This window comes from Streptomyces griseoviridis (assembly GCF_005222485.1).
Lineage (GTDB): Bacteria > Actinomycetota > Actinomycetes > Streptomycetales > Streptomycetaceae > Streptomyces > Streptomyces hintoniae.
This window is the reverse complement of sequence record NZ_CP029078.1, coordinates 87178-110188: the sequence shown is the minus strand read 5'-3', so window position 1 is coordinate 110188 and position 23011 is coordinate 87178. Positions and strand designations below refer to the sequence as shown.

General features: G+C 73.1%; 18 protein-coding genes and 1 pseudogene. 8 read left to right on the top strand and 11 right to left on the bottom strand.

The features are described from left to right. Positions 1-55: 55 nt before the first annotated feature. Both DDJ31_RS00430 and DDJ31_RS00425 read right to left on the bottom strand, forming a co-directional pair. Complete coding sequence (locus tag DDJ31_RS00430; protein WP_127182308.1) at positions 56-976, bottom strand: carbohydrate ABC transporter permease; 921 nt, start codon at positions 974-976, stop codon at positions 56-58. Next, positions 976-1899 carry a carbohydrate ABC transporter permease gene (locus DDJ31_RS00425; RefSeq protein ID WP_127182309.1) on the bottom strand — a complete coding sequence of 308 codons (924 nt, stop codon included), beginning with the start codon at positions 1897-1899 and terminating at the stop codon, positions 976-978. The genes DDJ31_RS00430 and DDJ31_RS00425 overlap by 1 nt, the downstream gene beginning before the upstream one ends. 351 nt (positions 1900-2250) lie before the next feature. Here DDJ31_RS00425 and DDJ31_RS00420 point away from each other — a divergent pair, with 351 nt between their 5' ends. Beyond that, a complete protein-coding gene (locus DDJ31_RS00420; protein ID WP_127182310.1) occupies positions 2251-4539 on the top strand; it encodes an FAD-dependent oxidoreductase in 2289 nt (762 codons plus the stop codon). 114 nt (positions 4540-4653) lie between these two features. On the opposite strand, the gene DDJ31_RS00415 is transcribed toward DDJ31_RS00420, so the two are convergent. From DDJ31_RS00415 to DDJ31_RS00400, 4 genes are all read right to left on the bottom strand, one after another. Continuing rightward, entirely contained in the window at positions 4654-5442 is a 789-nt protein-coding gene (locus DDJ31_RS00415) for an IclR family transcriptional regulator (protein ID WP_127182311.1), read from the bottom strand. Between the two features lie 153 nt (positions 5443-5595). Next, a complete protein-coding gene (locus tag DDJ31_RS00410; RefSeq protein WP_127182312.1) occupies positions 5596-6618 on the bottom strand; it encodes an acetylxylan esterase in 1023 nt (340 codons plus the stop codon). Between the two features lie 155 nt (positions 6619-6773). Next, the gene (locus DDJ31_RS00405; RefSeq protein WP_127182313.1) at positions 6774-8072 is read right to left on the bottom strand and encodes a BNR-4 repeat-containing protein; all 1299 of its coding nucleotides are present in this window, start codon (positions 8070-8072) and stop codon (positions 6774-6776) included. 481 nt (positions 8073-8553) lie between these two features. Further along, positions 8554-9675, bottom strand: a complete 1122-nt coding sequence (locus tag DDJ31_RS00400) for an FAD-dependent oxidoreductase (protein WP_127182314.1) — start codon at positions 9673-9675, stop codon at positions 8554-8556. Between the two features lie 855 nt (positions 9676-10530). Between DDJ31_RS00400 and DDJ31_RS38835 the strand changes: the two are divergent. After that, positions 10531-10674 (top strand): annotated as a pseudogene (locus tag DDJ31_RS38835) (TetR/AcrR family transcriptional regulator); the annotation flags it as partial. 195 nt (positions 10675-10869) lie between these two features. Further along, positions 10870-11397 carry a DinB family protein gene (locus tag DDJ31_RS00395; protein ID WP_127182316.1) on the top strand — a complete coding sequence of 176 codons (528 nt, stop codon included), beginning with the start codon at positions 10870-10872 and terminating at the stop codon, positions 11395-11397. Between the two features lie 71 nt (positions 11398-11468). On the opposite strand, the gene DDJ31_RS00390 is transcribed toward DDJ31_RS00395, so the two are convergent. From DDJ31_RS00390 to DDJ31_RS00375, 4 genes are read right to left on the bottom strand one after another with little or no spacing between them, the layout of a single operon-like run. Continuing rightward, positions 11469-12494, bottom strand: a complete 1026-nt coding sequence (locus DDJ31_RS00390; protein WP_127182317.1) for a DUF5914 domain-containing protein — start codon at positions 12492-12494, stop codon at positions 11469-11471. Beyond that, on the bottom strand, positions 12491-13489 hold the full coding sequence (locus DDJ31_RS00385; RefSeq protein ID WP_127182318.1) for a phytoene/squalene synthase family protein: 999 nt from the start codon (positions 13487-13489) through the stop codon (positions 12491-12493). Before DDJ31_RS00385 ends, DDJ31_RS00390 begins: the two co-directional genes overlap by 4 nt. Beyond that, positions 13486-15036, bottom strand: coding sequence for a phytoene desaturase family protein (crtI, locus tag DDJ31_RS00380; RefSeq protein ID WP_127182319.1), 1551 nt, complete (start codon positions 15034-15036; stop codon positions 13486-13488). The genes DDJ31_RS00385 and crtI overlap by 4 nt, the downstream gene beginning before the upstream one ends. Next, positions 15033-16250 carry a polyprenyl synthetase family protein gene (locus DDJ31_RS00375; protein WP_240678342.1) on the bottom strand — a complete coding sequence of 406 codons (1218 nt, stop codon included), beginning with the start codon at positions 16248-16250 and terminating at the stop codon, positions 15033-15035. Before DDJ31_RS00375 ends, crtI begins: the two co-directional genes overlap by 4 nt. Positions 16251-16646: 396 nt before the next feature. Between DDJ31_RS00375 and DDJ31_RS00370 the strand changes: the two genes are divergently transcribed. From DDJ31_RS00370 to DDJ31_RS00350, 5 genes are all read left to right on the top strand, one after another. Then, on the top strand, positions 16647-17834 hold the full coding sequence (locus tag DDJ31_RS00370; protein WP_127182321.1) for a lycopene cyclase family protein: 1188 nt from the start codon (positions 16647-16649) through the stop codon (positions 17832-17834). Between the two features lie 46 nt (positions 17835-17880). Beyond that, positions 17881-18594 (top strand): methyltransferase domain-containing protein, encoded by a 714-nt coding sequence (locus DDJ31_RS00365; protein WP_127182322.1) that lies wholly within the window; start codon positions 17881-17883, stop codon positions 18592-18594. Further along, positions 18591-20123, top strand: coding sequence for an FAD-dependent oxidoreductase (locus DDJ31_RS00360; protein WP_171480753.1), 1533 nt, complete (start codon positions 18591-18593; stop codon positions 20121-20123). The genes DDJ31_RS00365 and DDJ31_RS00360 overlap by 4 nt, the downstream gene beginning before the upstream one ends. Positions 20124-20364: 241 nt before the next feature. Then, a complete protein-coding gene (locus DDJ31_RS00355) occupies positions 20365-20946 on the top strand; it encodes a DUF4383 domain-containing protein (protein WP_127182323.1) in 582 nt (193 codons plus the stop codon). A 180-nt stretch (positions 20947-21126) separates the two neighbouring features. Next, complete coding sequence (locus DDJ31_RS00350) at positions 21127-21951, top strand: sulfurtransferase (RefSeq protein ID WP_240678343.1); 825 nt, start codon at positions 21127-21129, stop codon at positions 21949-21951. A 38-nt stretch (positions 21952-21989) separates the two neighbouring features. On the opposite strand, the gene DDJ31_RS00345 is transcribed toward DDJ31_RS00350, so the two are convergent. Then, the gene (locus tag DDJ31_RS00345; RefSeq protein WP_206280758.1) at positions 21990-23003 is read right to left on the bottom strand and encodes an aldo/keto reductase; all 1014 of its coding nucleotides are present in this window, start codon (positions 23001-23003) and stop codon (positions 21990-21992) included. Positions 23004-23011 lie beyond the last annotated feature (8 nt).

Below are 23011 nucleotides of genomic sequence, written 5' to 3'. Positions count from 1 at the left end.
CCATGGGGAAGTCGGCGGGAGGGAAGGTGATGAGGGGGCGGGACGGGCCCGCGGGTCAGCTCTTGACCGAGCCGGCGGTCATGCCGCCGACGAGGTAGCGCTGAAGGAACATGAAGGCGACGACCACCGGCACGGACACCACCAGCGAGGCCGCCATCAACTGGGGCCAGGCGGTCTGGAACTCGCCGATGTAGGTGGAGACGAGCCCGGGAGGCAGGGTCTGCTTCTCCTTGTCGGCCAGGGTCAGCGCGAAGATGAAGTCGTTCCAGCCGCGGACGAAGGCGAAGAGGCCGGCGGCGATCATCCCCGGCGCGGCCAGCGGCGCCACGATGGAGTGCAGCGTCCGCCACCGGGACGCGCCGTCGATGGACGCCGCCTCCAGCAGCGCGTCGGGGACGGTGTCGAAGATCCCCTTCAGCATCCAGACGCACAGCGGCATGGTGAACGTGGTGAACGAGAGCACCAGGGCGGTGTACGTGTTGAGCAGGCCGAAGCTGGAGAAGACGGCGTACAGCGTCACCAGCAGGAGCGCCTGGGGGAACATCTGCGAGGCCAGCACCAGGTGCATCAGCGAACGCCGCCCCCGGTAGCGGAACTTGGAGAACGAATAGCCCATGTACGTGGCGACGACCACGCTCAGCACGGCGGTGATCGAGGCCACGATGAGCGAGTTGACCATGTACTTGATCAACTGGTCGTTCTCGGCCAGGGCCGTGAAGTTGCCGAGGGTGAGATCGGTGGGGACCAGCTTCGGCGGGAACTGGAAGACCGACTCGGGGGTGCTGAGCGCGGTGGCGAGCAGCCAGTAGACCGGCAGCAGACCGAAGGCGCCGATGACGGCGACCGCGCACCAGGCGGCGATCCGCGAACGCAGCAGGTCCTTGCGCATACGGCGCCGGGTGCCCCGTCCGGCCCGCGCGGTGGACGGCTGCGGCCGTTCGACGGCGGGCAGCGCGGTGGAGGTGGTGGAGGTCATCAGACGTCGCCCTTCCGCTCGGTGATCCTGAGGTAGGCGGCGACGAGGAGGAGCAGGAGCAGCATCCACAGTCCGCCCAGTGCGGTGGCCCGGCCGATGTCGAAGCCGTTGAAGGCGGTCTGGTACACGGCGGTCGCGAACGTCTCGGTGGTGCCGGCGGGCCCGCCGCCGGTGAGCACGTAGATGGTGTCGAAGTGCTGGAAGTTCCAGATGAACTCCAGCAGGAGCACGATCGAGGCGACTCCCCGCACCTGCGGCCAGGTGACGGCGAAGAAGCGCCGGACCGAGCCCGCCCCGTCCATCGAGGCCGCCTCGTGCAGCTCCTTGGGCACGGTCTGCAGACCGGCCAGGAGCATCACCATCATCCACGGGAAGCTGGCCCAGGTCTTGGTGACGATGACGGCGAGCATCGCGGTGCCGGGCCGGCCGAGCCACGCCACGGACTCGTCGATGATCCCGGCCTCCACGAGGACGCCGTTGAGGACCCCGTAGTTCGCGTTGAAGATCCACATCCAGAGGAAGGAGACCACCACACCCGGGATCACCCACGGGAACAGGAACAGACCGCGCAGGAACCCGCTGCCCTTGAGCCCGGTGTTCAGCGCGAGCGCGAGCGCGAAGCCGAGCACGAAGGGGAGGAGCGTCGCGCCGACGGTGAAGACCAGCGTCTGCTCGAGGATGGTGAGGAAGTCGCCGTCCAGCCAGTAGGCGAAGTTGTCCAGGCCGACGAACTCCCGGCCCGGCAGCCGCAGATCCTGCTGGAAGAAGCCGGTGAACAGGGCCGAGAGCAGCGGGTAGAAGATGATCGCCGCGAACAGCGCGAGTCCCGGTGCGGTCAGCAGCAAGGCGAACGCACCGTTGGAGAGGCGTCCCTCGGTCCGGCGGGGCGGGGGCTCCTTCTGGCGTGGTGCGGCCGTACTCATGGCTCTGTCCTCTCGAACGGTTCAAACGGTGGCGGGAGCGCCGGGACCCTGTGTGAACGTCGTCCCCGGTTACGTGAATGCAACTTGCAGCATGCGGGATCGTTCTCCATAACGTGCGATGGCGCAACCCTTTTGGTCGGGGAATCGCCGGTTCCGGCTGGGCCGTTGCATGCGCCCCAGCTGCATCGAACGCACGCATCGCCACACAGCGGCCAGGTCGGTGGCCGCCATCGGAACCTACAGCCAATCCCGCTGACTGAACAGTGGTTGCACAATATGGATGTGATGTACGTTCAAGGTCGCTCCGCCACGGCGCGGAGTATCCGAGCGCCACACCTAGGAGGCCGCACCGTGCGGGAAGAACAGGCCCATTACGACATCGCCGTGATCGGCGGCGGACTGGCGGGAACCTGCGCGGCCATCGCCGCGGCCCGGCTCGGCCGCCGCGTCGCCCTCGTCAACAACCGGCCCGTCCTCGGCGGCAACGCCAGCAGCGAGATCCGCGTCTGGGTCTGCGGCGCCACCGCGCACGGCGTCCACCGCTGGGCCCGCGAGACCGGGATCATGGGCGAGCTGTACACCGAGAACCAGTACCGCAACCCCGAGGGCAACCCCTACTACTGGGACCAGGTCGTCCTCGACGCCGTCCGCGCCGAACCGAACATCGACCTCTACCTCAACACCGACGTGCGCGAGGTCGACGCGAGCGGCCCCGCCGACAGCCGCGAGGTGCACTCCTGCACCGGCTGGATGATGGGCTCGGAGCGCCGCATCACCTTCCACGCCCGCCAGTTCCTCGACTGCACGGGCGACGGCCTGCTCGGCCACCTCGCCGGCGCCCGCTACCGCATAGGACGCGAGGCCCGGACCGAGTTCGACGAGCCCTGGGCGCCGTCCGAGGCGGACGGCGCGCTGCTCGGCTCGACGATCCTCTTCCACACCAGGGACACCGGCCGCCCGGTGAAGTTCGTGCCGCCCGCCCACGCCAAGGACCTGTCGACCACGCCCATCCTGCGCAACCGCATCCTGCGCACCGGGGACAACGGCTGCGACTACTGGTGGATCGAGTGGGGCGGCGAACTCGACACCGTGCACGACAACGAGCGCATCCGCGACGAGCTCCAGTCCGTGATCATGGGGGTCTGGGACCACATCAAGAACTCGGGCCGGTTCGCGGACGCGGCCAACCTCACCCTGGAGTGGGTCGGCAGCCTCCCCGGCAAGCGCGAGTACCGCCGCTTCCTCGGCGACCACGTCCTCACCCAGCAGGACATCCTCCAGCAGCGCCGGTTCGATGACCGGATCGCCTTCGGCGGCTGGTCCGTCGACCTCCACCCCGTCCAGGGCATGTACGCCGACGAGCCGGGCGCCCGCCAGCGGTACGCCGACGGCGTCTTCCACATCCCGCTGCGCTCCCTGTACTCGGCCAACGTCACCAACCTGCACTTCGCCGGGCGCAACATCTCCGCCACCCACATCGCCTTCGGGGCCACCCGCGTCATGGCCACCTGCGCGACCCTCGGCGAGGCCGCCGGCACCGCCGCCGCCCTCTGCGTCGCCGAGGGCCTGACGCCGAGGCAACTCGCCACCGAACGCCCCGATCTGGTGCACCGCACCCTGCTGCGCCAGGACGCCTCCGTGATCGGCCTCGCCGACGAGGACCCCGCCAACCTGGCGCGCACGGCCCGCGTCACCGCCTCCTCCAGCCTGACCGGGCTGGCCGCCGAGCCCACACCGGACACGCCCGGCGTCCCGTACCCCCTCACCCGCGACCTCGCCCTGCTGCTGCCGGTCGACCCCGCGCTCGACACGGTCGACCTCCTCGTCCACGGCGCCCCCGACGACCAGGTCCGCGAACTCACCGTGGAACTGTGGGGCACGGGCCGCCCCGAGAACGCGGTTCCCGCCGACCGGCTCCTCACCACCACGGTCGCCGTCGCCCCCGGCGGCCCGCACTGGGTCACGGCCCGCCTCGACCACCGTCCCGACACCCCCGGCAACGCGATCCTCATCGTCCGCGCCTGCCCGGACACGGCCCTGGTCCTCCTCCCCGAACGGACCGACGGTGTCCTCGCCCTGCGCAGGAAGGCCGAGGGGGACGCGGCCGTCGACCACGACATCCCGGAGGAGGACGGCCAACCGGTCCTGGAGTGGCAGGCCCGCGGGCTGCGCCGGCAGACCTTCGCCTTCCGCGCGGCCCCCGACACCGCGGCGTTCCACCCCGAACGGGCCGTGGGCGGCTACCAACGCCCTTACGGCGGCCCGCACATGTGGTCGTCCGCGCCGGACGGCGACGCCGAGTGGCTCCGTCTCGACTGGGACGACGAGCGGCAACTCACCGAGATCCGCCTGGTGTTCGACGACGACGTCGACGAATACCTCAACAACCTGCACCGGCACCGCACTCCGTACGAGGTCATGCCGGAACTCGTCAGCGACTACCGCGTCCAGTGGTGCGACGCCGCCGGGGCGTGGCACACCGCCCTCACCGTGAAGGACAACCGGCGCCGCCACCGGGTGCACGCACTGACCACCGCGGACGGCGGCCCGGTGCGCACCGCCGCGCTGCGGCTCGTGGTCGACGCGACGCACGGCGCACGGCACGCCCACGTGATCGCGTTCAAGGCGTACGGCGTGTAGAGCAACGGGGCGCCTGGAGCCGCAGGGCACCTGAAGGCGCAGGGTGCCTGGAGACGCACGGCGAAGGGCCGGTGGAAGCTGTTCGGCTTCCACCGGCCCTTCGCCGTGCGCGCGTCAGAGCGCGCCGAGTGCCTGACTGATGGCGTCGGCGGCCTCGATGACCTCGCGGACGAGGGCGAGGCGCTTGCCCTCGGCGTCGTCGCGGTCGCCCAGCACCGAGGTCGGGCCCCAGAGGGAGATGGCGGCGACGATGTCCCCCGACGCGTCGCGGACGGGCGCCGCCAGGGACGCGCGGCCCAAGGCCCGCTCCTCCGCCTCGACGGCATACCCGGAGCGCCGGACGGTGTCGATCTCGGCGTCGAGGAGGTCGTGGCTGGTGGTCGTGTACTCGGTGTGCGCGTCGAGCGCGGCACCCAGCAGCGTGCGACGCTCCTTGGGGGTGAGCCCGGAGAGCAGGCACTTGCCGATGCTCGTGGCGTGCAGCGGCGCCGTGTGTCCGCTCTGCGTATAGGACTTGGGCGCGCGGGGGCCCTCGAAGTTGCACAGGAACATCAGCTCGCCGCCACGGCGCACCGCCACGTTGGCCCCGAGCCCGGTGCGGGTGGCGAGGTCCTGGAGGACCATGCGGGCGGCCCGGTGCACGGGATGCCGGTTGACGGCGGTGGCGGCCAGGGGGAGCAGGCCGAGGCTGAGCCGGTAGAGGTTGCTGACCGGATCGCGCTCGACCATGTCGAGACGTTCCAGGGTGGAGAGCAGCCGGGAGGTGGTCGACGAGCCAAGTCCGGTCAGCTCGGCGACGTCGGAGACACGGAGTTCGGGCCGACCGGAGTCGAGTGCACGCAGCACCGAGACCGCGCGCTCGACGCTCTGGTTCGTGCCGACGTCAGTAGCCCGCGTGACCATGGCCCTCCTAGCTCTGCAAATACCGTGCACAATCTGCATCACCCTATCGCGCATGGCAGGCGCCCGTACCTCGAATCGGCCACCGGACCACCAGGTCATGGTGCGGTGGCCGAAGGGCCTCGGCCCGGAGGGAGGCGGGCCGCGCGGAACGGGTCAAGCGAGGGGGCCCGCCCCCGACAGGAAGCGTCGCTGGGCCTCTTCCAGGGCCGCCGTCTCGTCCCGCTCGTCCGGGTGCTCGAAATGCCCGGCCCGCAGGACGACGAGTTCGCGCGGCCCGGCCAGCGCGTTGTGGATCGCGAACTGCCCCGGCGGGGGGACCGAGGGATCGAACAGCGCGGCGCCCACGTGCACCGGGACGCGCAGATGACGGGCCGCCGTCGCGGCGTCGAAGTACGCGAGGACGTCAAGGACGGAAGGGTCCTCGGCGAGCCGCGTACGCACCGACTCCCCGCTGCCCGTGCACGGGAGCGTCACCCGGAGCGGATGGTTCCCGAACGTCGGCACCGTGAGGCCGGCGGCGTGGAAGCGGTCGTCCCAGGGGAGGGCAAGCGCCCCGATGCCGCCGCCGAAACTCGTGCCCAGGTACGTCAGCCGGCCGGCGGCCTCCGGGACCAGCGTCCCCAGTGCGGTCGCCCCGCACCAGACGTCCGCCACGCACCCGCCGATGAGGTACGACTCCCGGGAACCGATGCCGTGCAGGACGTGCCCCGCCGACGACGAGGGGACGCCGGGCAGCAGGCTCCGCGTGCCGAGCCCGCGCAGGCAGGGCCACAGGGTCGCGGTCTCCGGCGGGCACTGCCAGGGGTCGGGGGCCGCCCGGCCGCCGTATCCGTGGGTGGCCACACAGCCCTGCGTGACGGGGCCGTCGGCGGGGACGGTCAGCCACCCGCCGATCCGGACGCCGTCGACGGAGGTGTACGACACGTCGGCGATCCGCACGCCCTCCACGGTGACCCACGGTCCCTCGATCCGGGGCGCCGGGTCGACGCGCAGCGCCCTCGCGTGGCGCTCCCGCCAGAAGTCGGCGAAGTCGCGGGGACCGGGCGGAGCGTCCACCGCGAGCAGCCGCGGCAGGTCGTAGCCGTGGGTGGGATCGAAGGGGAAGTCATGCGGAAGCGGGCCGGGTTCACCGCGGTCCGAGGCGAACGGACGAGTGGGTGTCGGACGGGCGGACAAGATCTCTCCTCAAGACGGTGGCTGTCGGGCGGGGACGGCCGCCGGTCGGTCCAGGGGCGGGTGCGAGGGCGGGGGAGGGGCCGGTGCGGACGGCGGACCGGCACGACACCGGTCCGCCGTCCTGCCGTCCTGCCGTCCTGCCGGGGTACGGGTGGCTAGCGGCGGGCGTAGTACAGGGTGCCGCTCTTGGTGTCCGGAAGGTACAGGACGTCGTTCCCGTCGCTGTCGCGGCGTACCGCGAGCCGGTCGGCCGTCAGGCCCGGCACGACGGACGCCGAGGTCCAGCCGCCGTTCTTCTCGGTGGCGGCGAAGACGCGGTCGGTGCCCGAACTCTTCACGTAGTAGACGCGCTTGAGGTCGGTCGCGTCCCAGGTGATGCCGATCGCGGCGGTGGTCTGGCCCCCGGTGTAGACGTCCTGGCGCAGCCAGCCGCCGTTGCTCGGATACCCGTAGTACACGTGGAACTCCGCCCCGCTCGCGGCCGAACGGTAGCGGTAGGCCACCTTGGGCGTGGAGCCGTCCAGGGTGAGCTTGGCGCTCTGGACCGCCGCACCGGTGTACCCGGTGTTGTCCGCGCTCCACTCCTCGCCGCTGGTGAGGTCCTGGATCACGTCGGAGGTGTCCGGGGTGACGGGCGTGGTGACCGCGGCGCCCGAACTGTCCGTGAAGTGGCCGGTGGCCGGGTCGAGACGCAGGTAGGACAGCTTGTGACGGAAGGCGGACGACGGCGCCTTCGACCACTCGTAGAGGAGGTGCACGTTCCCGGCGGCGTCCACCGCCAGGTCGTCCGGGTAGACGGAGCGGTACTGGGCCGACGCGAAGGTGGCGACGACGCTCCAGGTGGCGGCCGCGTTGTTCCAGCGGTAGAGCTTGCCGGGGCGCCGGTCGTTGCCGGTGCCGACGCGGGCGGCGAGGTAGAGGTCGCCGTTGGGCGCGGTGGTCAGGACCGGATAGGTGATGCCCTGGCCCTGGTCGGGCATCTCGGCGGAGTGGTCCGTGACGGCGCTCTGGGGCGAGTCGGTGCGGAAGTAGCGCCAGGGGTCACCGTGCATCGAGGTGAAGACGTGCAGCCGGCCACTGCCGTCCCGCGCGACGGAGGGCTGGTTGTGCCCGTTGTCGTCGGTGAACTGCGCCTGCTGCCCGTCGCTCGCGAGCAGCGGCAGCCGGCTCCACACCCCGTCTGGATCGCGGCGCGCGATCGCCGGACGGTGCGTGGCCGCCGTCGAACCCGGTTCGTTGAACGCGAAGTAGGTGTACTGGCCCCGGCCCTTGTAGGTGGCGGCGGGGGTCCACCAGGCCGCCTGATTGGACGAGTCCATCGCGTAGGGGACCTGCTCCACGGAGACGGCGGCCGTCCCGGCCGCCTCCGCCCGAGGGGCGGCCGGGACGAGGGCGAGCACGGCCGCCAGAGCGGCGGCCGGGGCCAGCAGGGCGCGGGATTTGAGGGGGTGCATGGCGACTCCTTCGTCGGGGGCGGAACCGGCGCGGCGGAGTTCAGGAACGGTACGACCGGGCGGGGTCGCCCCGTCCACCGATGCCTCCCGCGCGGCTGCGCGCATCACGCGATCCGTCACGCGAAGGCGGCGATCGGCCTCCGCTGCGGCGGAAACTTACCGGAGATCCCATGTGCTGAAAAGGGATTGCGTAATGTGCATGTGATGTACGTGGATGATGGATTCGGCTGGTCGGACGTGGGACGTGGTTGGTGGGTGCTGGCAGGTGTGGCGGCCCAGGCCGAGGGCGATATGCCGGACCACTGGCTCCAGCAAGAGATGAGGAGGCCCGCAGGCTCCGCGCCGGACACCCGCGCCGGACAGCAGCCCGAGCCGCCGGTAGGGGCAGGTCGAGGCGCGGCACTCAACCCGCCCGAACCGGCCCACGATCCGGGCCATGACCTGGTCGGTACGCGACAAGATCGCGAACGAGACCGAGGTGTCAGGAGTGGTCGAAGAGAGCGGCTACGCTCCGCGGCGCCTCGGGGCCGAAGAAGATCTCCAGGTTCCGCGCCGAGCGGCGGGCGGCGTCGCCACCGCGCGGGAACAACCGCTCCTCGTAGGCGGCGAGCGCGGCCTCGGCGTCCGGCTGCTCGACCAACTCCCTCGCCAGCTCCGCGCCGTCGAACATGGCGAGGTTCGCGCCCTCGCCGGCAAAGGGCGACATCAGGTGCGCGGCGTCGCCGACGAGCGTCACGCCGGGCACCCGGTCCCAGGTGAGGCCGACGGGAAGGGCATGGATGGGCCGCAGCCACGGTTCCGCGTCGCTCTCCGTGACGAAGGCGGTGAGCAGCGGCGACCAGCCGTCGAACTGGTCGACGACCTGACGGAGGCCGGCGGACGGCTCGCTGAAGTCGATCGACCTCATCCACCCCTCGGGCTTGTTCAGCGCGACGTATCCGCGTACGCGCCCGTCGGCGTAGCGGTGGGCGATGATGCCTCTGCCCGGCGCGACCGCCATCAGCGTGCCGCTGCCGATGGCGGCCACGCTCGCCCGGTGGTCCTGGCCGGCCTGGGTGAGGGCGATCTCGATGAAGCAGGTTCCGCTGTAGGAGGGCGTGGCGGGGGTGAGCAGCGGACGCACCTTCGACCAGGCACCGTCCGCGCCGACGACGAGGTCGGCGCGTGCGGCGGGACCTTTCGTGAGGGTCAGGTCGTAGCCGCCCTCCGGGCAGTGCCGGACCGAGGTGAGCTTGTGGCCCCACCTGATCGTGCCGGGTGTCAGCGAGTCGACAAGCAGCCGCCTGAGTTCGCCGCGATCCACCTCCGGACGGGCCGAACCGGGGTCCGCGGGTTGGTCGAACAGGACCGTGCCGTGGCGGTCCACCACGCGCTTGGCGTCCTCGCCGGGACGGACAAGAGGGAGGAACTCGTCGTACAGACCGGCCGCGCGAAGCGCGACCTGTCCGGTCTCCTCGTCGATGTCGAGCAGGCCGCCCTGCCCACGGGTCGTCGCCGAAGCCTCACTCTCGTAGATCGTCGCGGCGACGCCGTGTGTCTGGAGCACCCGGGCGAGGGTCAGCCCGCCGAGTCCGGCTCCGATGATGGCGATGGTCTTCCGCACGTTGCGCTCCTCGCTCGCGCCGACACGCGTCGGCGGTGGGCAGCGCCGGGAGGGGGCAGGGCGCCCGCTCTCGGCAGGGAGACGCTCACCGATCAGAACCATCTGCGTCGATGTGTGCGCGATGCCTGGCGGGTGGACCCGCGGGACATCGTTTTTCGCGACCAGGCGACTATAACTCCGAAATCACGCGGCTCGGCAACCTGTCTGGAGGGCGCAACGGGACGCTTCCTACTCTGTCGCGCTGCCGTTCAAAGCCGAGAGCACGTGATTCAACTCATTCGGCATCACAGCGACAAGGAGGCCCCCTCGGCGGAGGTGCACTCAACGATCCTGGCCCCACCGTTGAGTTTCACCGCCTCGCGCCACGACGGTGAACGCACCCCGACCTGCCGCAGCCCGTCCGGGAGGGACACGGCCGCACCCGCCCTTGTCCGTGGCTTCCAGTCGGTTCCGGCGATTCCTATCAACAGCCGCCCCCGCAGCCATCGCCCTTCAAGTGAAGGGTGCTGAAGCAGGCAGGGAACCTCGATGACGTTTCCCTGTGCGGCGCTGTCCGCCCGCTGGCTCACTCTGCGACGCGTCAACCACGCCGTCAGCCCTGCCACTGCCAGGACAACCACCAGTTCGATCACTGGAGCATTCAAGCAGTGGTCATCCTGAGAGCCCAACCCGCGGTGCTGCACTCCCGCGGTGAACACGTACGGCGAGCGCCACCCGGAACTGCTGGAGGAAGTCCGGTCGGCGCGCGCCGACCAGTCGGGAGAGTAGGAGAGCAAGCGGAATCGTCCTCCTGCCGTCGCTGCTTCCCCGTACCGCGCCAGAGCTGATGGCGCCCGTCGCGAACGACCACTCCGTGTGATGGCCATGTCCATGGCCTGGTCCCCGGTGAGCAACGTCTACGCCGCCTCCGCCCAGGAGCCCGCGAGCGCGCATGACCAGCGGCGGGCCTTGCTCCGGGACTGTGTCACGCGCACCGTCGCCCCGGACTTGGGAGCCTGAGCACGACACTGGTGGTCGGCTCGGCCCGCCCCGCGAGCTGCGGGCCCGGCCTTCAGTTGCTTGGGCGCCCGTCGTGCCGACTGCGTCACGACGTTGGTCTTGATGACACAGGCCCTCCCAGTGCGAGGACGAGACGCCTGTTCGTTGCCGGCGAACGCGGCCGTTGGCCACGGCCGTTGCTGCCATGGTGTGCTGATGAAGACGACACCGGACGGACGGCCTGTCCCACCCGCACATGCTGACGAGCGCGCCATGCTGGAGGCATGGCTGGACTTCCACCGCGCGACGCTCGCCCTGAAGTGTTCGGGCCTCACGGACGATCAATCACGGCTTGCCGCACTGCCACCTTCGACCATGACACTGCTCGGTCTCGTTCAGCACGTGGCTGAGGTGGAACGCAAGTGGTTCCAGCGTGTGTTCGCGAAACTGGACGTGCCGCCGGTCCACGGCGACAACAACCTCGACGGCTACGCGCTCCGACCGGACCGACGGCTCGACGAGGCGACGGCTCGCTGGCAGGTCGAGATCGCCCGAGGGCGTGAGCTGATCGCTGACGCGTCGCTCGACGATTGCGGTCGGCTGTCCGAACAGGAGGCCGGTTTCGTCGGCGATCAAGAGGTCTCCCTGCGCTGGATCATGGTCCACATGATCGAGGAATACGCACGTCACAACGGTCACGCCGATCTCATCCGCGAGCGGATCGACGGTGTCACCGGCGCCTGACATGCGGTCACCGGGCGCCCGCGAATCCATGCCTTGAGAAGAGACCGCCCGGCAGGACCACCACGGCCCCCTCACCCCGGAAAGCCCCCGCTGGTCCGCAGCAGCCAGCGGCGTTCCGCGTACGCCAGGTCGTCGCGCCACAGCCGGCCGGCCGCCGTCGCCATCAGGCGCCGCACCACCGGCGCCGCCCCCCGGGCCGCCGCGAAGCCCCTGCGTTCGGACGAGGCGATCACCGCCTCGACGACGGCGGTGCGCGGTCTGCCCAGTTCGTCGGGGCCGAGCGGCGTCGCGTGCGTCTCCACCACGGAACCCCGGCCCTCGCCCTCGACGATCCGCATGACGACCGTCCGCGGTTCGGGAGCGGTGAACACCGCGCGCACCGGCACCACGAGCCGGCCCGCGACCTTGAACGAGACGTCGACGGTGAACCCGTCGTCACCGCCACCGCCACCGCCACCGTTCCCGTCACCCTCCCCGCCCCTCTCCGGTGTCCCGACGACGGTCAGGTCCACGAAGGAGTACGGGTGGAACCACGCCCCGTGCCAGGGGTCGAGGCGGTTGGCCACGATGTCCTCCGGCTCGCACACCCCCACCGCCGTGCACACCGCCGCGATCGAGCGCGCGCGTTCCGGGCGGGGCGGGACGACGGGCGCGTCGAGCGGTGTCTCGCCGCCCGCCGCGTCCATCCGCACCCACACCAGGACCCCGTCGTCGTGCACGGGCAGCGGCTCCCAGCCGGCGAACGGCGCGCCGTCCAGGGCGAGGCCGTGCCAGTGGCAGACGAGCCGTCCGCACCGCACCGCGCCGCCGGCGAGCGGCGCGCCCAGGTGCGGGCAGACCCCCGGCCCGGCCACCAGCCGTCCGTCGGCCGCCCGCCACACCACGATCTCCCGGCCGGCCACCGTCGCGGACAGCGGCCGGTCGCGGCGGACGTCGAGGACCGCGCCGACCACGTACCAGTTGCCCGACGGGCGGGCCAGGGCCCGGTCGAGCGCGTCCGCGATGATGCCGGGCCTCGCCTCGCGCCAGGTCGGCCGCTGCCGCTCCCAGCGCACCGGACGCCGGCGCAGCGACAGCGAGGGGCGGCCGGGCCTCACGCGACCCTCGCCGGTACCCGCTCCGCCGCGCGGGGACGGTCGGCGCCGGGCGCGGGTGAGCGCAGCCTGGCCGCGGCGACCCGGGCGAGGCCGTCGAGCGCGACGGTGGCGCGGCGGCGCTGCGAGACGGCGGCCCGCCGGTGCAGCGAGCGGTAGCCGTCCCGCGCGACCGCGTCCAGGATGCCGCCGTAGAGCACGAACGCGGTACGGATGCACGGGCGGGACACCGGTTCGAGGAGCGCGAGCCCGGGAGCCGCCTCGCGGTACAGGGCGCGGGTCAGCCGCTCGAAGTCCCGCAGCGCGGCGGTGATCCGGCGGTCCGAGCGGCCGGTGGCCCGGCTCCAGCGCAGCAGCGCCCGGTCCACGCCGTGCGCGGCCAGCAGGTCGCCCGGCAGGTAGACCCGGCCGCGGTCGAGGTCCTCGCCCACGTCCCGCAGGAAGTTCGTCAGCTGGAAGGCCACGCCGAGGGCCGCCGCGTGCGGCGCCGCCCGCTCCCGCGGGACGACCGTGCCGAGCACCGACATCATCTGCAGCCCGATCACCTCCGCCGAACCGTAGGTGTACCGGCGCAGATCGGCGTAGGTCGGATAGTCGACGACATCGAGGTCGGCGCGCATCGCCGCCATGAAGGCGGTGAAGTGCCGGTGGTCGATGGCGTACCTGCGGGCGGTGTCGGCCAGCGCCCGCACCACCGGTTCGGCGCTGTCCCCGTCGGCGAGCCCCCTCTCCAGTTCGCGGCAGAGCCGGTCGAGCCGGGCCGACCTGCCGTGCGCCGCCGCAGGCGTCTCCGCCGGGTCGAGGGTGTCGACGATGTCGTCGGCCCAGCGGGCGAACCCGTACAGCGCGTGCACGGCGGGCCTGCGCTCCACCGGCAGCAGCCGGGTCGCGAGGAAGTAGGTCCTGCCGTGCCGGGCGTTGAGCCGCCTGCACCACGTGTACGCCTGCCGCAGCGCCGGATCGGTGATGCCTGCCGCGTCCAGTTCGCGGTCGGTCACACCGGCCTCCTCTCCTGGTCGCCCCGGGCGCCCGAGCGCCGTCGCGCCGTGGTCGCGGGGGAGCGGTCGCCGCCCGTGATCCGTGCCGCGGCCAGCTTGCCCGACAGCAGGACGGTCGGCACTCCGACGCCCGGGGTGGTGCCGCACCCGGCGAGCACCGCGTTGGTGGTGCCGCGCACCAGGTTGCGCGGCCGGAACGGGCCGGTCTGCGCGAAGGTGTGGGCGGCCGAGAAGGGCGAACCCGCCGGATGCCCCCGCGCCTGCCAGTCGGCCGGGGTGACCAGGCACTCTTCCTCGATCGCCGAGGCGATGCCGTCGAGGCCGCGCCGGTCCAGCTCCGCGAGGAGACCGTGCCGGTAGCCGGGCGCCAGTTCGCCCCAGTGCGCGGCGCTCGGTCCGACGGCGGTGTTCGGGCAGGGCGCGAGGATGTAGTGCAGGTGCCGTCCGGGCGGCGCGAGGCGCGGGTCGGTGCTGGTCGGACGGGTGATCAGCAGGGACGGGTCGCTCATCACCCGTCCGCTCTCGGTGAGTTCGTGGAACGTCCGCCGCCAGGCCGCGCCGAAGGAGATCGTGTGGTGGGCCAGCCACGGCCAGGTGCGGTCCGTCCCCGCGTGCAGGACCACGGCGGACGGCGAGAACCGCAGGCCCAGCGGGCGCTTCGGCGCCCGGCCGAGGAGTCGGTAGGCGACGGGCAGGTCGGGCGTGAGCACGACGGCGTCGCAGGCGATCCGCTCCCGGTCGGTGACGACGGCCGTGATCCGCTCGCCCGATCGCTCCAGACGGGTGACCCGCTCCCCTAAACGCAGGTCCGCGCCCGCCGCCGCGGCGGCGTCCGCCATGGCCCGGGGCAGCGCGTGCATCCCGCCGCGCGGGAAGTACACGCCCGCCACCGTGTCCATGTAGGAGATGACGGCGTAGGCGGCCAGCGCGCGGGCCGGCGGGACGCCCGCGTACAGCGACTGGAAGGAGAAGACCCGCCGCAGCCGCTCGTCGTGCAGGAAGCGGCCGATCCGCGGGTCGAGGCGGCTGAACCCGCCCAGCGCGGCCAGCCGGGCCAGATCGGGGGTGAGGAGCTGCGCGGGGGAGTCGAAGTTGACGTCGATGAAGCGCCGCAGCTGGGCCCGGTAGAGCTGTTCCAGCCAGCGCCGCAGCTTCCGGTACCCGGCCGCCTCCCGCGGCCCGGCGAACCGTTCCACCTCCGCCTCCATCGCCTCCGCGCCGGTGTGGACGTCCAGGGTGCTCCCGTCGGCGAACCGGGCGCGGTAGGCCGGATGCAGCGGCAGCAGCTCGACCCGCGCCCGCAGGCTGTCGCCGACGGCGGCGAACGCCTCGTCGGCGAGGTGGGGCATGGTCAGGACGGTGGGCCCGGTGTCGATGTGGTAGCCGCCGCGCACCAGCCGGCCCGCCCGTCCGCCGGGCGCCGGGTCGCGCTCGACCACCGTCACCCGGCGTCCGGCGCCGAGCAGGTGCAGGGCCGCGGCGAGCCCGGAGAGACCGGCGCCGACGACCACCACATGGTCGGTGCGGCCCGGCACCGTGCGGGTCATCGGTGGGTTCCCTCGTCGGAGGCGGTGACGTGGAGGGCGGCCCTCGCCGGGTCGCTCCCGTCGTCGTCGGGCACGGCCGGCGGTGGGCCGGCCGCGCGGCTGAGGCAGGCGCGCAGCGGGACCGCGCCGCGCGGGTCGAGGGGCACGGCGTCGAGGTGCCCGAGGCCCCTGGAGACCAGCCGGGCCGCCCGCGCCTCCACGGCGTCCCTGGCCCCGGTGGCCGTGAACACCTCGCGGACCGCCGCGAGTTCGGCGTCCGAGGCGTCGGAGCGGCCGAGCGTGGAGCGCAGCACGCCGAGCGCACGCCGGTCGCCCGCGGCCTCGGCCCGCGCCTGCGCGACGGCGGCGAGACAGGTCGGCTTGCCGCTGCGGATGTCACCGCCGGCCGGCTTGCCGGTGGCGCGCGGGTCGCCGAACGCGTCGAGCAGGTCGTCGCGGAGCTGGAAGGCGAGCCCCACGCAGCGGCCCGCCGAACACAGCGCGCGCGTGGTGACGGCGTCGGCGCCGGCCAGCGCGGCGCCCAGCGCGAGCGGACGTTCCACGGAGTACAGGGCGCTCTTGAGGCAGGCGGCGCGGACCGCGCGGGCCAGCGCCCGCGCCGAGGTGGCCTCGCCGTGGACATCGAGGTACTGCCCGGCGACCATCTCCATCCGCAGCCCGCTCCACAGCTCCCGCACCCGGCGCGCGGTCCCCGGCGCCGGCTCGGTCTCCGCCACCACGTCGTCCGCCCAGGCCAGCGCGAGGTCACCGGCGAGGATCGCGGTCGCCTCGCCGAGCCGGACCCCGCGCACGCCGGGCGCGGCGTCGGCGTACTGGGCGGTGACGTCGGCGTGCAGCGCGGGCCTGCCGCGGCGGACCGGCGCGGCGTCCATCACGTCGTCGTGGACCAGGGCGCAGGTCTGGATGAGTTCGAGGGCGGCGCCGAGCCGCAGCGCGGCGGCCGTCTGCGGGTGCTCGCCGCCGCCGCAGGCCCGCAGCGCCCACCACATCAGTTGGGGTCTGGCGAGTTTCCCGCCGTCGTGGGTGAAGCGCGCGACCCGCGCGGCCAGGTCCCGGGCGAAGAGCGGATCGACCGCCTCGGCCGCGGCGACCCGGCGCGCGAGCAGGTCGGCGAGGACCGCGCGCACGGCGCCGGTCACGTCCGCGTCGACGGCGCACGGGTGCGCGAAGGCGTGCTCGGGACCGCGCTGGTCCTGGCGCGCTGGGGGGCCCATGCCGGTTCCCGTCATCGAGATCCTCGCGATCAGAGCTGGCGTCGTCGTCATCGGTCCGCCGCGGGCCGGGGGACGGCTACGGCAGGACAGGACGGTGACCCATCACCACGTTGACGATTCACGATCATCTTCTTCTGATTTAGGTCATCTGTTCATATTTATAAGTGATGTACCGAGATAAATCTGTCACGCCCGCTCGCGACCCGCAGGCGCGGACGACGGCACCACCCCGCTCACCCGCCCGCCCCGCACCGGGACGGTCCGCGCGTCCCGAAGCGTCCGCACGGGGGAGCGCGCGCGGCCGTCCGGCCCAGCCGGGACGGCCGGACGCGATCACGATGCGTAGCCTCGTGCCCGCCGTCCGCCTGCCGGGCCGGCGGGAGGAGTGAACACGCCGTGATCGAGACGGACGTCGCCATCGTCGGGGCCGGAGCCGCCGGGCTCTCCCTCGCCCACCGCCTGGCCGGCTCGGGACCCGGCGCCCCCGGCCCCTCCGCCGTCCTGCTGGACGCCCCGCCCGGCCCGCTCCGCCCGCCCCCGCGCACCTGGTGCTTCTGGGAGGCGGGACGCGGACGCCACGACGAGGCGGTCACCGCCACCTGGCACCGGCTGCGCGTCCACCCGCCCGCCGGAGCACCGGTCGAGGACGACATCACACCGCTGCGCTACAAGATGATCCGTTCGGACGACTTCGAACGGCTGGTCGGCCGCGACCTCGCGCGCGGCGACCGGGTCCGGCGCCTCACGGCCACCGTCGACCACGTCGAGACCCTCCCCGAGGGGGCCAGGGTCCACGCCCGCACGGCGGACGGAAGGACCCGGTCCGTGCGGGCCCGCTGGGTCTTCGACTCACGCCCGCTCGGCAGCCTCCCCGCCGCCCGCACCACGCTGCTCCAGCACTTCCACGGCTGGTTCGTCCGCACCGGCGAGGCCGCCTTCGAACCCGGCGTCGCCGACCTCATGGACTTCCGCACCCCCCAGCCCGCGCGCGGCCTCTCCTTCGGCTACGTCCTGCCCACCGGCCGCCGTGAAGCCCTCGTCGAGTACACCGAGTTCTCCCGGGCGCCGCTGTCCGCGCCGCAGTACGAGGCGGCCCTGCGCCACTACACGAGCGCCGTGCTCGGCCTCGGGGACTTCGAGGTCGTCGGGACCGAGACCGGAGCCATCCCCATGACCGACGCGCCCTTCGCGCGCCAGGCGGCGCCGTCCGTCTTCCGCGTCGGCGCCGCCGGCGGCTGCACCCGACCCTCCACCGGCTACACCTTCGCGGGCGTCCAGCGCCAGACGGCGGCCGTCGAAGCCGCCCTGCGCCAGGGGCGCCCACCGCTGCCGCCGTCCCCGCACTCGCACCGCTCCCGCGCCATGGACGCCGTCGTGCTGCGCGCCCTCGACAGCGGGGCGATGGACGGCGCCGCCTTCTTCTCCCGGCTCTTCTCCCGGGTCCCGATGGTCCGCCTGCTCCGCTTCCTCGACGGCACGACCCGCTGGCACGAAGACCTCGCCATCGGGCTGCGCACCCCCGTCCTGCCCATGCTCAGGGCCGCCGCCGAACTCCCCCGGCTGCCCCGCAGGCCCTTCCCCTGAGCCGACCCGCCCCCTCCGACACCCCGAGACCCGCACCGGAGACGCCATGACCTTGCTGCGTGACGCGGAACTGGCCGCCGCCTTCGACCGGGTGGCGCGCCGCTACGACACGCTGGTGGCCGCCAACCCCGGCTACCACCGCCAACTGCGCCGCTCGGCCCACCGGCTCGGACTGCCCCGCCCAGGCGCCGGGCTGCGGGTGCTGGACCTCGGCTGCGGAACGGGTGCCTCCACCGCCGCCCTGTGCGCCGCGCTGCCCGGCGCCGCGATCACCGCCGTCGACGCCTCCGCCGGCATGCTCGAACGGGCCCGCGCCAAACCCTGGCCCACGGGCGTCACGTTCCTGCGCGCACCGGCGGAAGCCCTCACCCGGGCGGGCGTCGACGGCCCCTTCGACGCCGTGTTCGCCGCCTACCTCTTCCGCAACGTCGCCGACCCCGACGCCGTCCTCGACGCCGTCCACACACTGCTCGTCCCGCACGGCAGGCTCGCCGTGCACGACTACCTCCTCAGCGGACGCCCCGCCCACCGAACGGCGTGGACGGCCGTCTGCCGGGGCCTGGTGCTGCCGGTCGCCACCGCCCTCGGCGACGGCCCCCTCTACCGCCATCTGTGGCACAGCGTCGTCGGCTTCGACACCGTCGAACGGTTCACGGACCGCGTCCGGGCGCACGGCTTCGACCGGGTGCGGGCCCTGCCGCTGCCCGGCTGGCAGACCGGCATCGCCCACACCGTCCTCGCCGCGCGGGCACCGCGGTGACCGGCACGGTCCGGGACCGGCGCGCCGTCCGCGTCGCGGCCCCGCCCGGAGCGCCCCGGGTCGACGGCGGACCGCGCACCACCGCCGTCGTCGGCGCCGGCATCGCGGGACTCGCCGCCGCCACCGCGCTCGCCGAACGCGGGGCGCACGTCACGCTCTACGAACGCGAGGCGTACCTGGGCGGCCGGGTGGGCGGCTGGCACACCGACCTGTTCGACGGCTCCACCGCGACGATGAGCCGCGGATTCCACGCCTTCTTCCTCCAGTACTACAACCTGCGGAGCCTGTTGAGCCGTGCCGACCCCGGCCTCGGCGCACTCACCCGGCTGCCCGACTACCCGCTGCGGCACCGCGACGGACTCCACGACAGCTTCCGCCGCGTCCCGCGCACCCCACCGCTCAGCGCGCTCGGTTTCGTCGCCCTGAGCCCCTCCTTCCGCGCCCGCGACCTGGTCCGGATGCGCCCCGCCGCCGCGCTCGCCCTGCTCGACGTGCGGGTCCCCGACGTCTACGAGCGGTTCGACGGCGTCAGCGCCCACGCCTTCCTCGACCGGCTGCGCTTCCCCCGGGCCGCGCGCCACCTGGCCTTCGAGGTGTTCTCCCGCAGCTTCTTCGCCGACCCCCGGCAGCTCTCGGCCGCCGAGATGGTCCTGATGTTCCACATCTACTTCCTCGGCTCCTCCGAGGGGCTCCTGTTCGACGTCCCCGCCGAACCCTTCCCGACGGCCCTGTGGGACCCGCTCGGCGGACACCTGCGGCGGCACGGCGTCACCGTCCGCACCACCACACCGGTCCTGCACGTCACGCCGGCCGGCGGCGGCGGGTACACCGTCGCCACCCAAGGGGAGGAGACCCGGCACGACACCGTCGTCCTGGCCCTCGACACCCCGGGCCTGCGCGCCCTCGTCGCCCGCTCGCCCCGGCTGGGCGACGCCGACTGGCGGCGGCGGATCGGCCGGCTCCGCACCGCCCCGCCGTTCCTCGTCTCCCGGCTCTGGCTCGACCGCCCGGTCGCCCCCGGCAGACCCGGCTTCCTCGGCACCGCCGGATACGGCTCACTGGACAACGTCAGCGTCCTCGAACGCTGGGAGGGCGAGTCCCGCCGCTGGGCCACCCGCACCGGCGGCTCCGTCGTCGAACTGCACGGATACGCGCTGCCCGAGGACGCCGACCCCGCCACCGAGGCCGCCCGCCTGGTCGAACAACTGCGCAGGGTCTACCCGGAGACCCGACACGCGCGGGTCCTGGACGCCCGGCACGAGTGGCGCGGCGACTGCCCCCTGTTCCCGGTGGGCGGCCACGCGGATCGGCCGGGCACCCGCGCCCCCGGCACCGGCCTGGTGCTCGCGGGCGACCTGGTCCGCACCGATCTGCCCGTGGCCCTGATGGAACGCGCCGCCACCAGCGGATTCCTCGCCGCCAACGCCCTGCTCCAGGAGTGGGGGGTACGCGGCCACCCGCTGTGGACCGTGCCCGACCGGGGCCGGGGCCGCCTGCTGCGGGCGCTGGCCGCCCGGGGCACGGACTGAGCGCGCCCGCGCCGGGAACACCCGGTGGACCCGTTCGGGTGAAGAACCGGACCGACCGCAACCGGACGGTCGTTGTGCGAAGAATGGTGTGATGAGTGGCTTTCAGGGTGATAACGCTCTACCTGGTCCTTGTGCCGCCACTCCGTCCGACCCGCCACTCGCCGACCCGCCACCTGCTCATCCGCCGCCCTGCTGATCCGCTGATCCGCCGACGCGTTCCGCTGTCCGGAAGGGAACCGCCATGAAACTGCGCGACGAACTGCCCGTCGACCACGGCCTGTCCACGGTCTACCGCTACGGCGCCGGGCTGTGCGGGGTGGTCCTGCTGATCTTCGGGGCCCTCGGCTTCGCCGACGAGCTGAGCCCGTTCAGCACCGACGGGCACCGGCTCGCCGGCATGTCCACCAACGGCGTGCTGAGCCTGATCTCCGTCGTCGTGGGCCTGGCCCTGATCGCCGGTGGCTTCATCGGCGGGAACATCGCCTCGACGCTCAACATGGTCGTCGGCACCCTCTTCCTGCTGAGCGGCTTCGTGCACCTGTTCATCCTCGACCGCCCGGCGAACATCCTGGACTTCGGCATGACCAACGTCATCTTCAGCTTCGTCATGGGGCTGATCATCCTGACCTTCGGGATGTACGGCCGGGTCTCCAGCAAGCTGTCGCACGACAACCCCTACTGGCGCCGCCGCCACCCCCGCCAGGCGGCACGGGAGTCCCTCGCGGCCCGCCGCAGGGCCCGCGGCACCGCCGCGCCCGCGCTCCCCGGCGAGACCGCCCCGCGGGAGCCGGGGGAGTCCTCGCGCCCCACCGCCCACGGCTGACCCCGGGGCACCCGGGCGGAACCGACCTCGGACACAACAGCTTCGTCAAGCCGCAATAGAAACTACGTAGCACCGCGCCGCTCTCCCGATATCTTTTATGTACATCGGAGGCGGAGGAGTGTGGCAGTGCGGCCCTTGTGCGTGCAATCAGTCATATGGTCGGCGGAGCACCTCGATACGGTGTCCCGTCGCGGCACCCGGCCCGTGGTCCTCGAGATCGGCCGGGAGACCGGCGCAGGGGCGGCGGAGGGCGAATCGGGGCTCCGCGCCTACACGGAGGGACACATCCCCGGAGCCCACTACGTCCCCTTCGAGCGGGACATGGTCGGCGCACCGGCCGAGGATTCCGGCCCGAACCCCCTCCCGTCCGCGGGCGACCTGGAGAGGCGGCTGCGCGCGTGGGGCGTGCACGACGGCTCCACCGTCGTCGTCCACACCCGGCAGAACCCCGCCGTCGCCGCGCGGGCCTGGTGGGTGCTGCGCTGGGCCGGAGTGGAGAACACGCTCTTCCTCGACGGCGGCCTAGCTGCCTGGCGCGCCATCGGGGGAGCGCTCGACACCCGCGTGCCGCCGCCGGGCGCGGGGACGGCCGTCGCACGGCCCGGCTCGCTCCCCGTCCTGACCGCCCGGGACGCCGAACGGCTCGCCGCCTCGGGACACCTTCTCGACGCCCGCGCCCCCGAGGCGTACGCAGGCGACCCGCGACGGCCGGGAACCGGACACATCCCCGGCGCGCACAGCCTCCCCGGCTCCGGGAACTTCACCGGCGGACGGCTGCGCGACGCCGCGGAGCTGACCGCCCGCTACGGCGCCCACCTGGACGGACGTCCGCTCGGCGCCTACTGCGGAAGCGGGGTCTCGGCCACCACGACCGTGCTGGCGCTCGCCTCCCTCGGCATCCAGGCGGCCCTGTACCCCGGCTCGTGGTCCGAGTGGATCACCGACCCGGCGCGACCCGCCGCCACCGGCGACCGGCCCGGCGCCCCCGAGCCCTCGGCGGCCTGACCCGGGTGCCGGGGCCCGCCGCCCCGGCACCCCGCCCGTCAGCCCCGGTCGACCACGCCAGGACCGCCCGACAGATCACCCGTGAACAGGCCCCGCAGCTCGGCCTCTTCGTCGGCGGTGGGCGTCCACCGGGACGCCAGCACGTTCTCCTCCACCTGCTCGGGCACGGTCACCCCGGCGATCACACTGGTCACCGTGGGCTGCGCGAGCAGCCAGCCGAGCGCCGCCGCGGCGGGCGTGATGCCCCTCTCCCGCGCGAACCGCTCGAACTGCGCCAGCGCGTCCCAGGGAGCCGAACGCAGCAGATACCGCTTGAGGTTGGTGATCTTCGCGTCGTCCGGCGCCCGCCGCGCCGTGTACTTCCCGGTGAGCAGCCCGTTCTGCAAGGGGAAGTACGGGATGAGCCCGAGGCCGTGCCGGCGCAGCGCCGGGATCAGCTCCTCCTCGGGACGCCGCCACAGCAGGCTGTACTCGTCGGTCGTCGACACGAACCGGGTCGACCCCGAGGCCCGCGCCACGTGTTCGGCCTCGACGAGCTGCCAGGCGGGGAAGTTCGACGCGCCGACATAGCGCACCTTTCCCGACCGCACCAGCGCGTCCAGGGCCGACAGGGTCTCCTCGATCGGCGTCAGGGGGTCGGGGAAGTGGATCTGGTAGAGGTCGATGTAGTCGGTGCGCAGCCGGCGCAGCGACTCCTCCACCGCGGCGACGATGTACTTGCGCGACCCGGGCCGGGAGTAGGCGGCGCCGTGCTCCCGGGCGAGGTTCAGCCCGAACTTGGTGCCGATGACGACTTGTTCGCGTCGGCGGCCGAGCGCGGCGGCGAAGAGTTCCTCGCTCTGTCCCGGCCGGTCGCCGTAGCCCTCGGCGAGGTCGAAGTAGGTGACGCCGAGACCGATGGCGCGGTCGACGATCGCGGTGACCGCCTCCTGGCCGGCGGCCCGCATGCCGGACCGGCCGAACGTGCTGGCACCGACGCCGATCTCGGAGAGGACGAGACCCGAGGAGCCGAGCAGCCGGTGTCCTGCGGGGAGTTGAAGAGCAGGGGGCACAGTGGTCC

Bases quoted from the DNA above. Each gene is read 5' to 3' on its own strand.
- DDJ31_RS00430 (WP_127182308.1), bottom strand. From the start codon at position 976: ATGACCTCCACCACCTCCACCGCGCTGCCCGCCGTCGAACGGCCGCAG.
- DDJ31_RS00425 (WP_127182309.1), bottom strand. From the start codon at position 1,899: ATGAGTACGGCCGCACCACGCCAGAAGGAGCCCCCGCCCCGCCGGACC.
- DDJ31_RS00415 (WP_127182311.1), bottom strand. From the start codon at position 5,442: ATGGTCACGCGGGCTACTGACGTCGGCACGAACCAGAGCGTCGAGCGC.
- DDJ31_RS00405 (WP_127182313.1), bottom strand. From the start codon at position 8,072: ATGCACCCCCTCAAATCCCGCGCCCTGCTGGCCCCGGCCGCCGCTCTG.
- DDJ31_RS00395 (WP_127182316.1), top strand. From the start codon at position 10,870: ATGAAGACGACACCGGACGGACGGCCTGTCCCACCCGCACATGCTGAC.
- crtI (WP_127182319.1), bottom strand. From the start codon at position 15,036: ATGACCCGCACGGTGCCGGGCCGCACCGACCATGTGGTGGTCGTCGGC.
- DDJ31_RS00375 (WP_240678342.1), bottom strand. From the start codon at position 16,250: ATGGGCCCCCCAGCGCGCCAGGACCAGCGCGGTCCCGAGCACGCCTTC.
- DDJ31_RS00365 (WP_127182322.1), top strand. From the start codon at position 17,881: ATGACCTTGCTGCGTGACGCGGAACTGGCCGCCGCCTTCGACCGGGTG.
- DDJ31_RS00355 (WP_127182323.1), top strand. From the start codon at position 20,365: ATGAAACTGCGCGACGAACTGCCCGTCGACCACGGCCTGTCCACGGTC.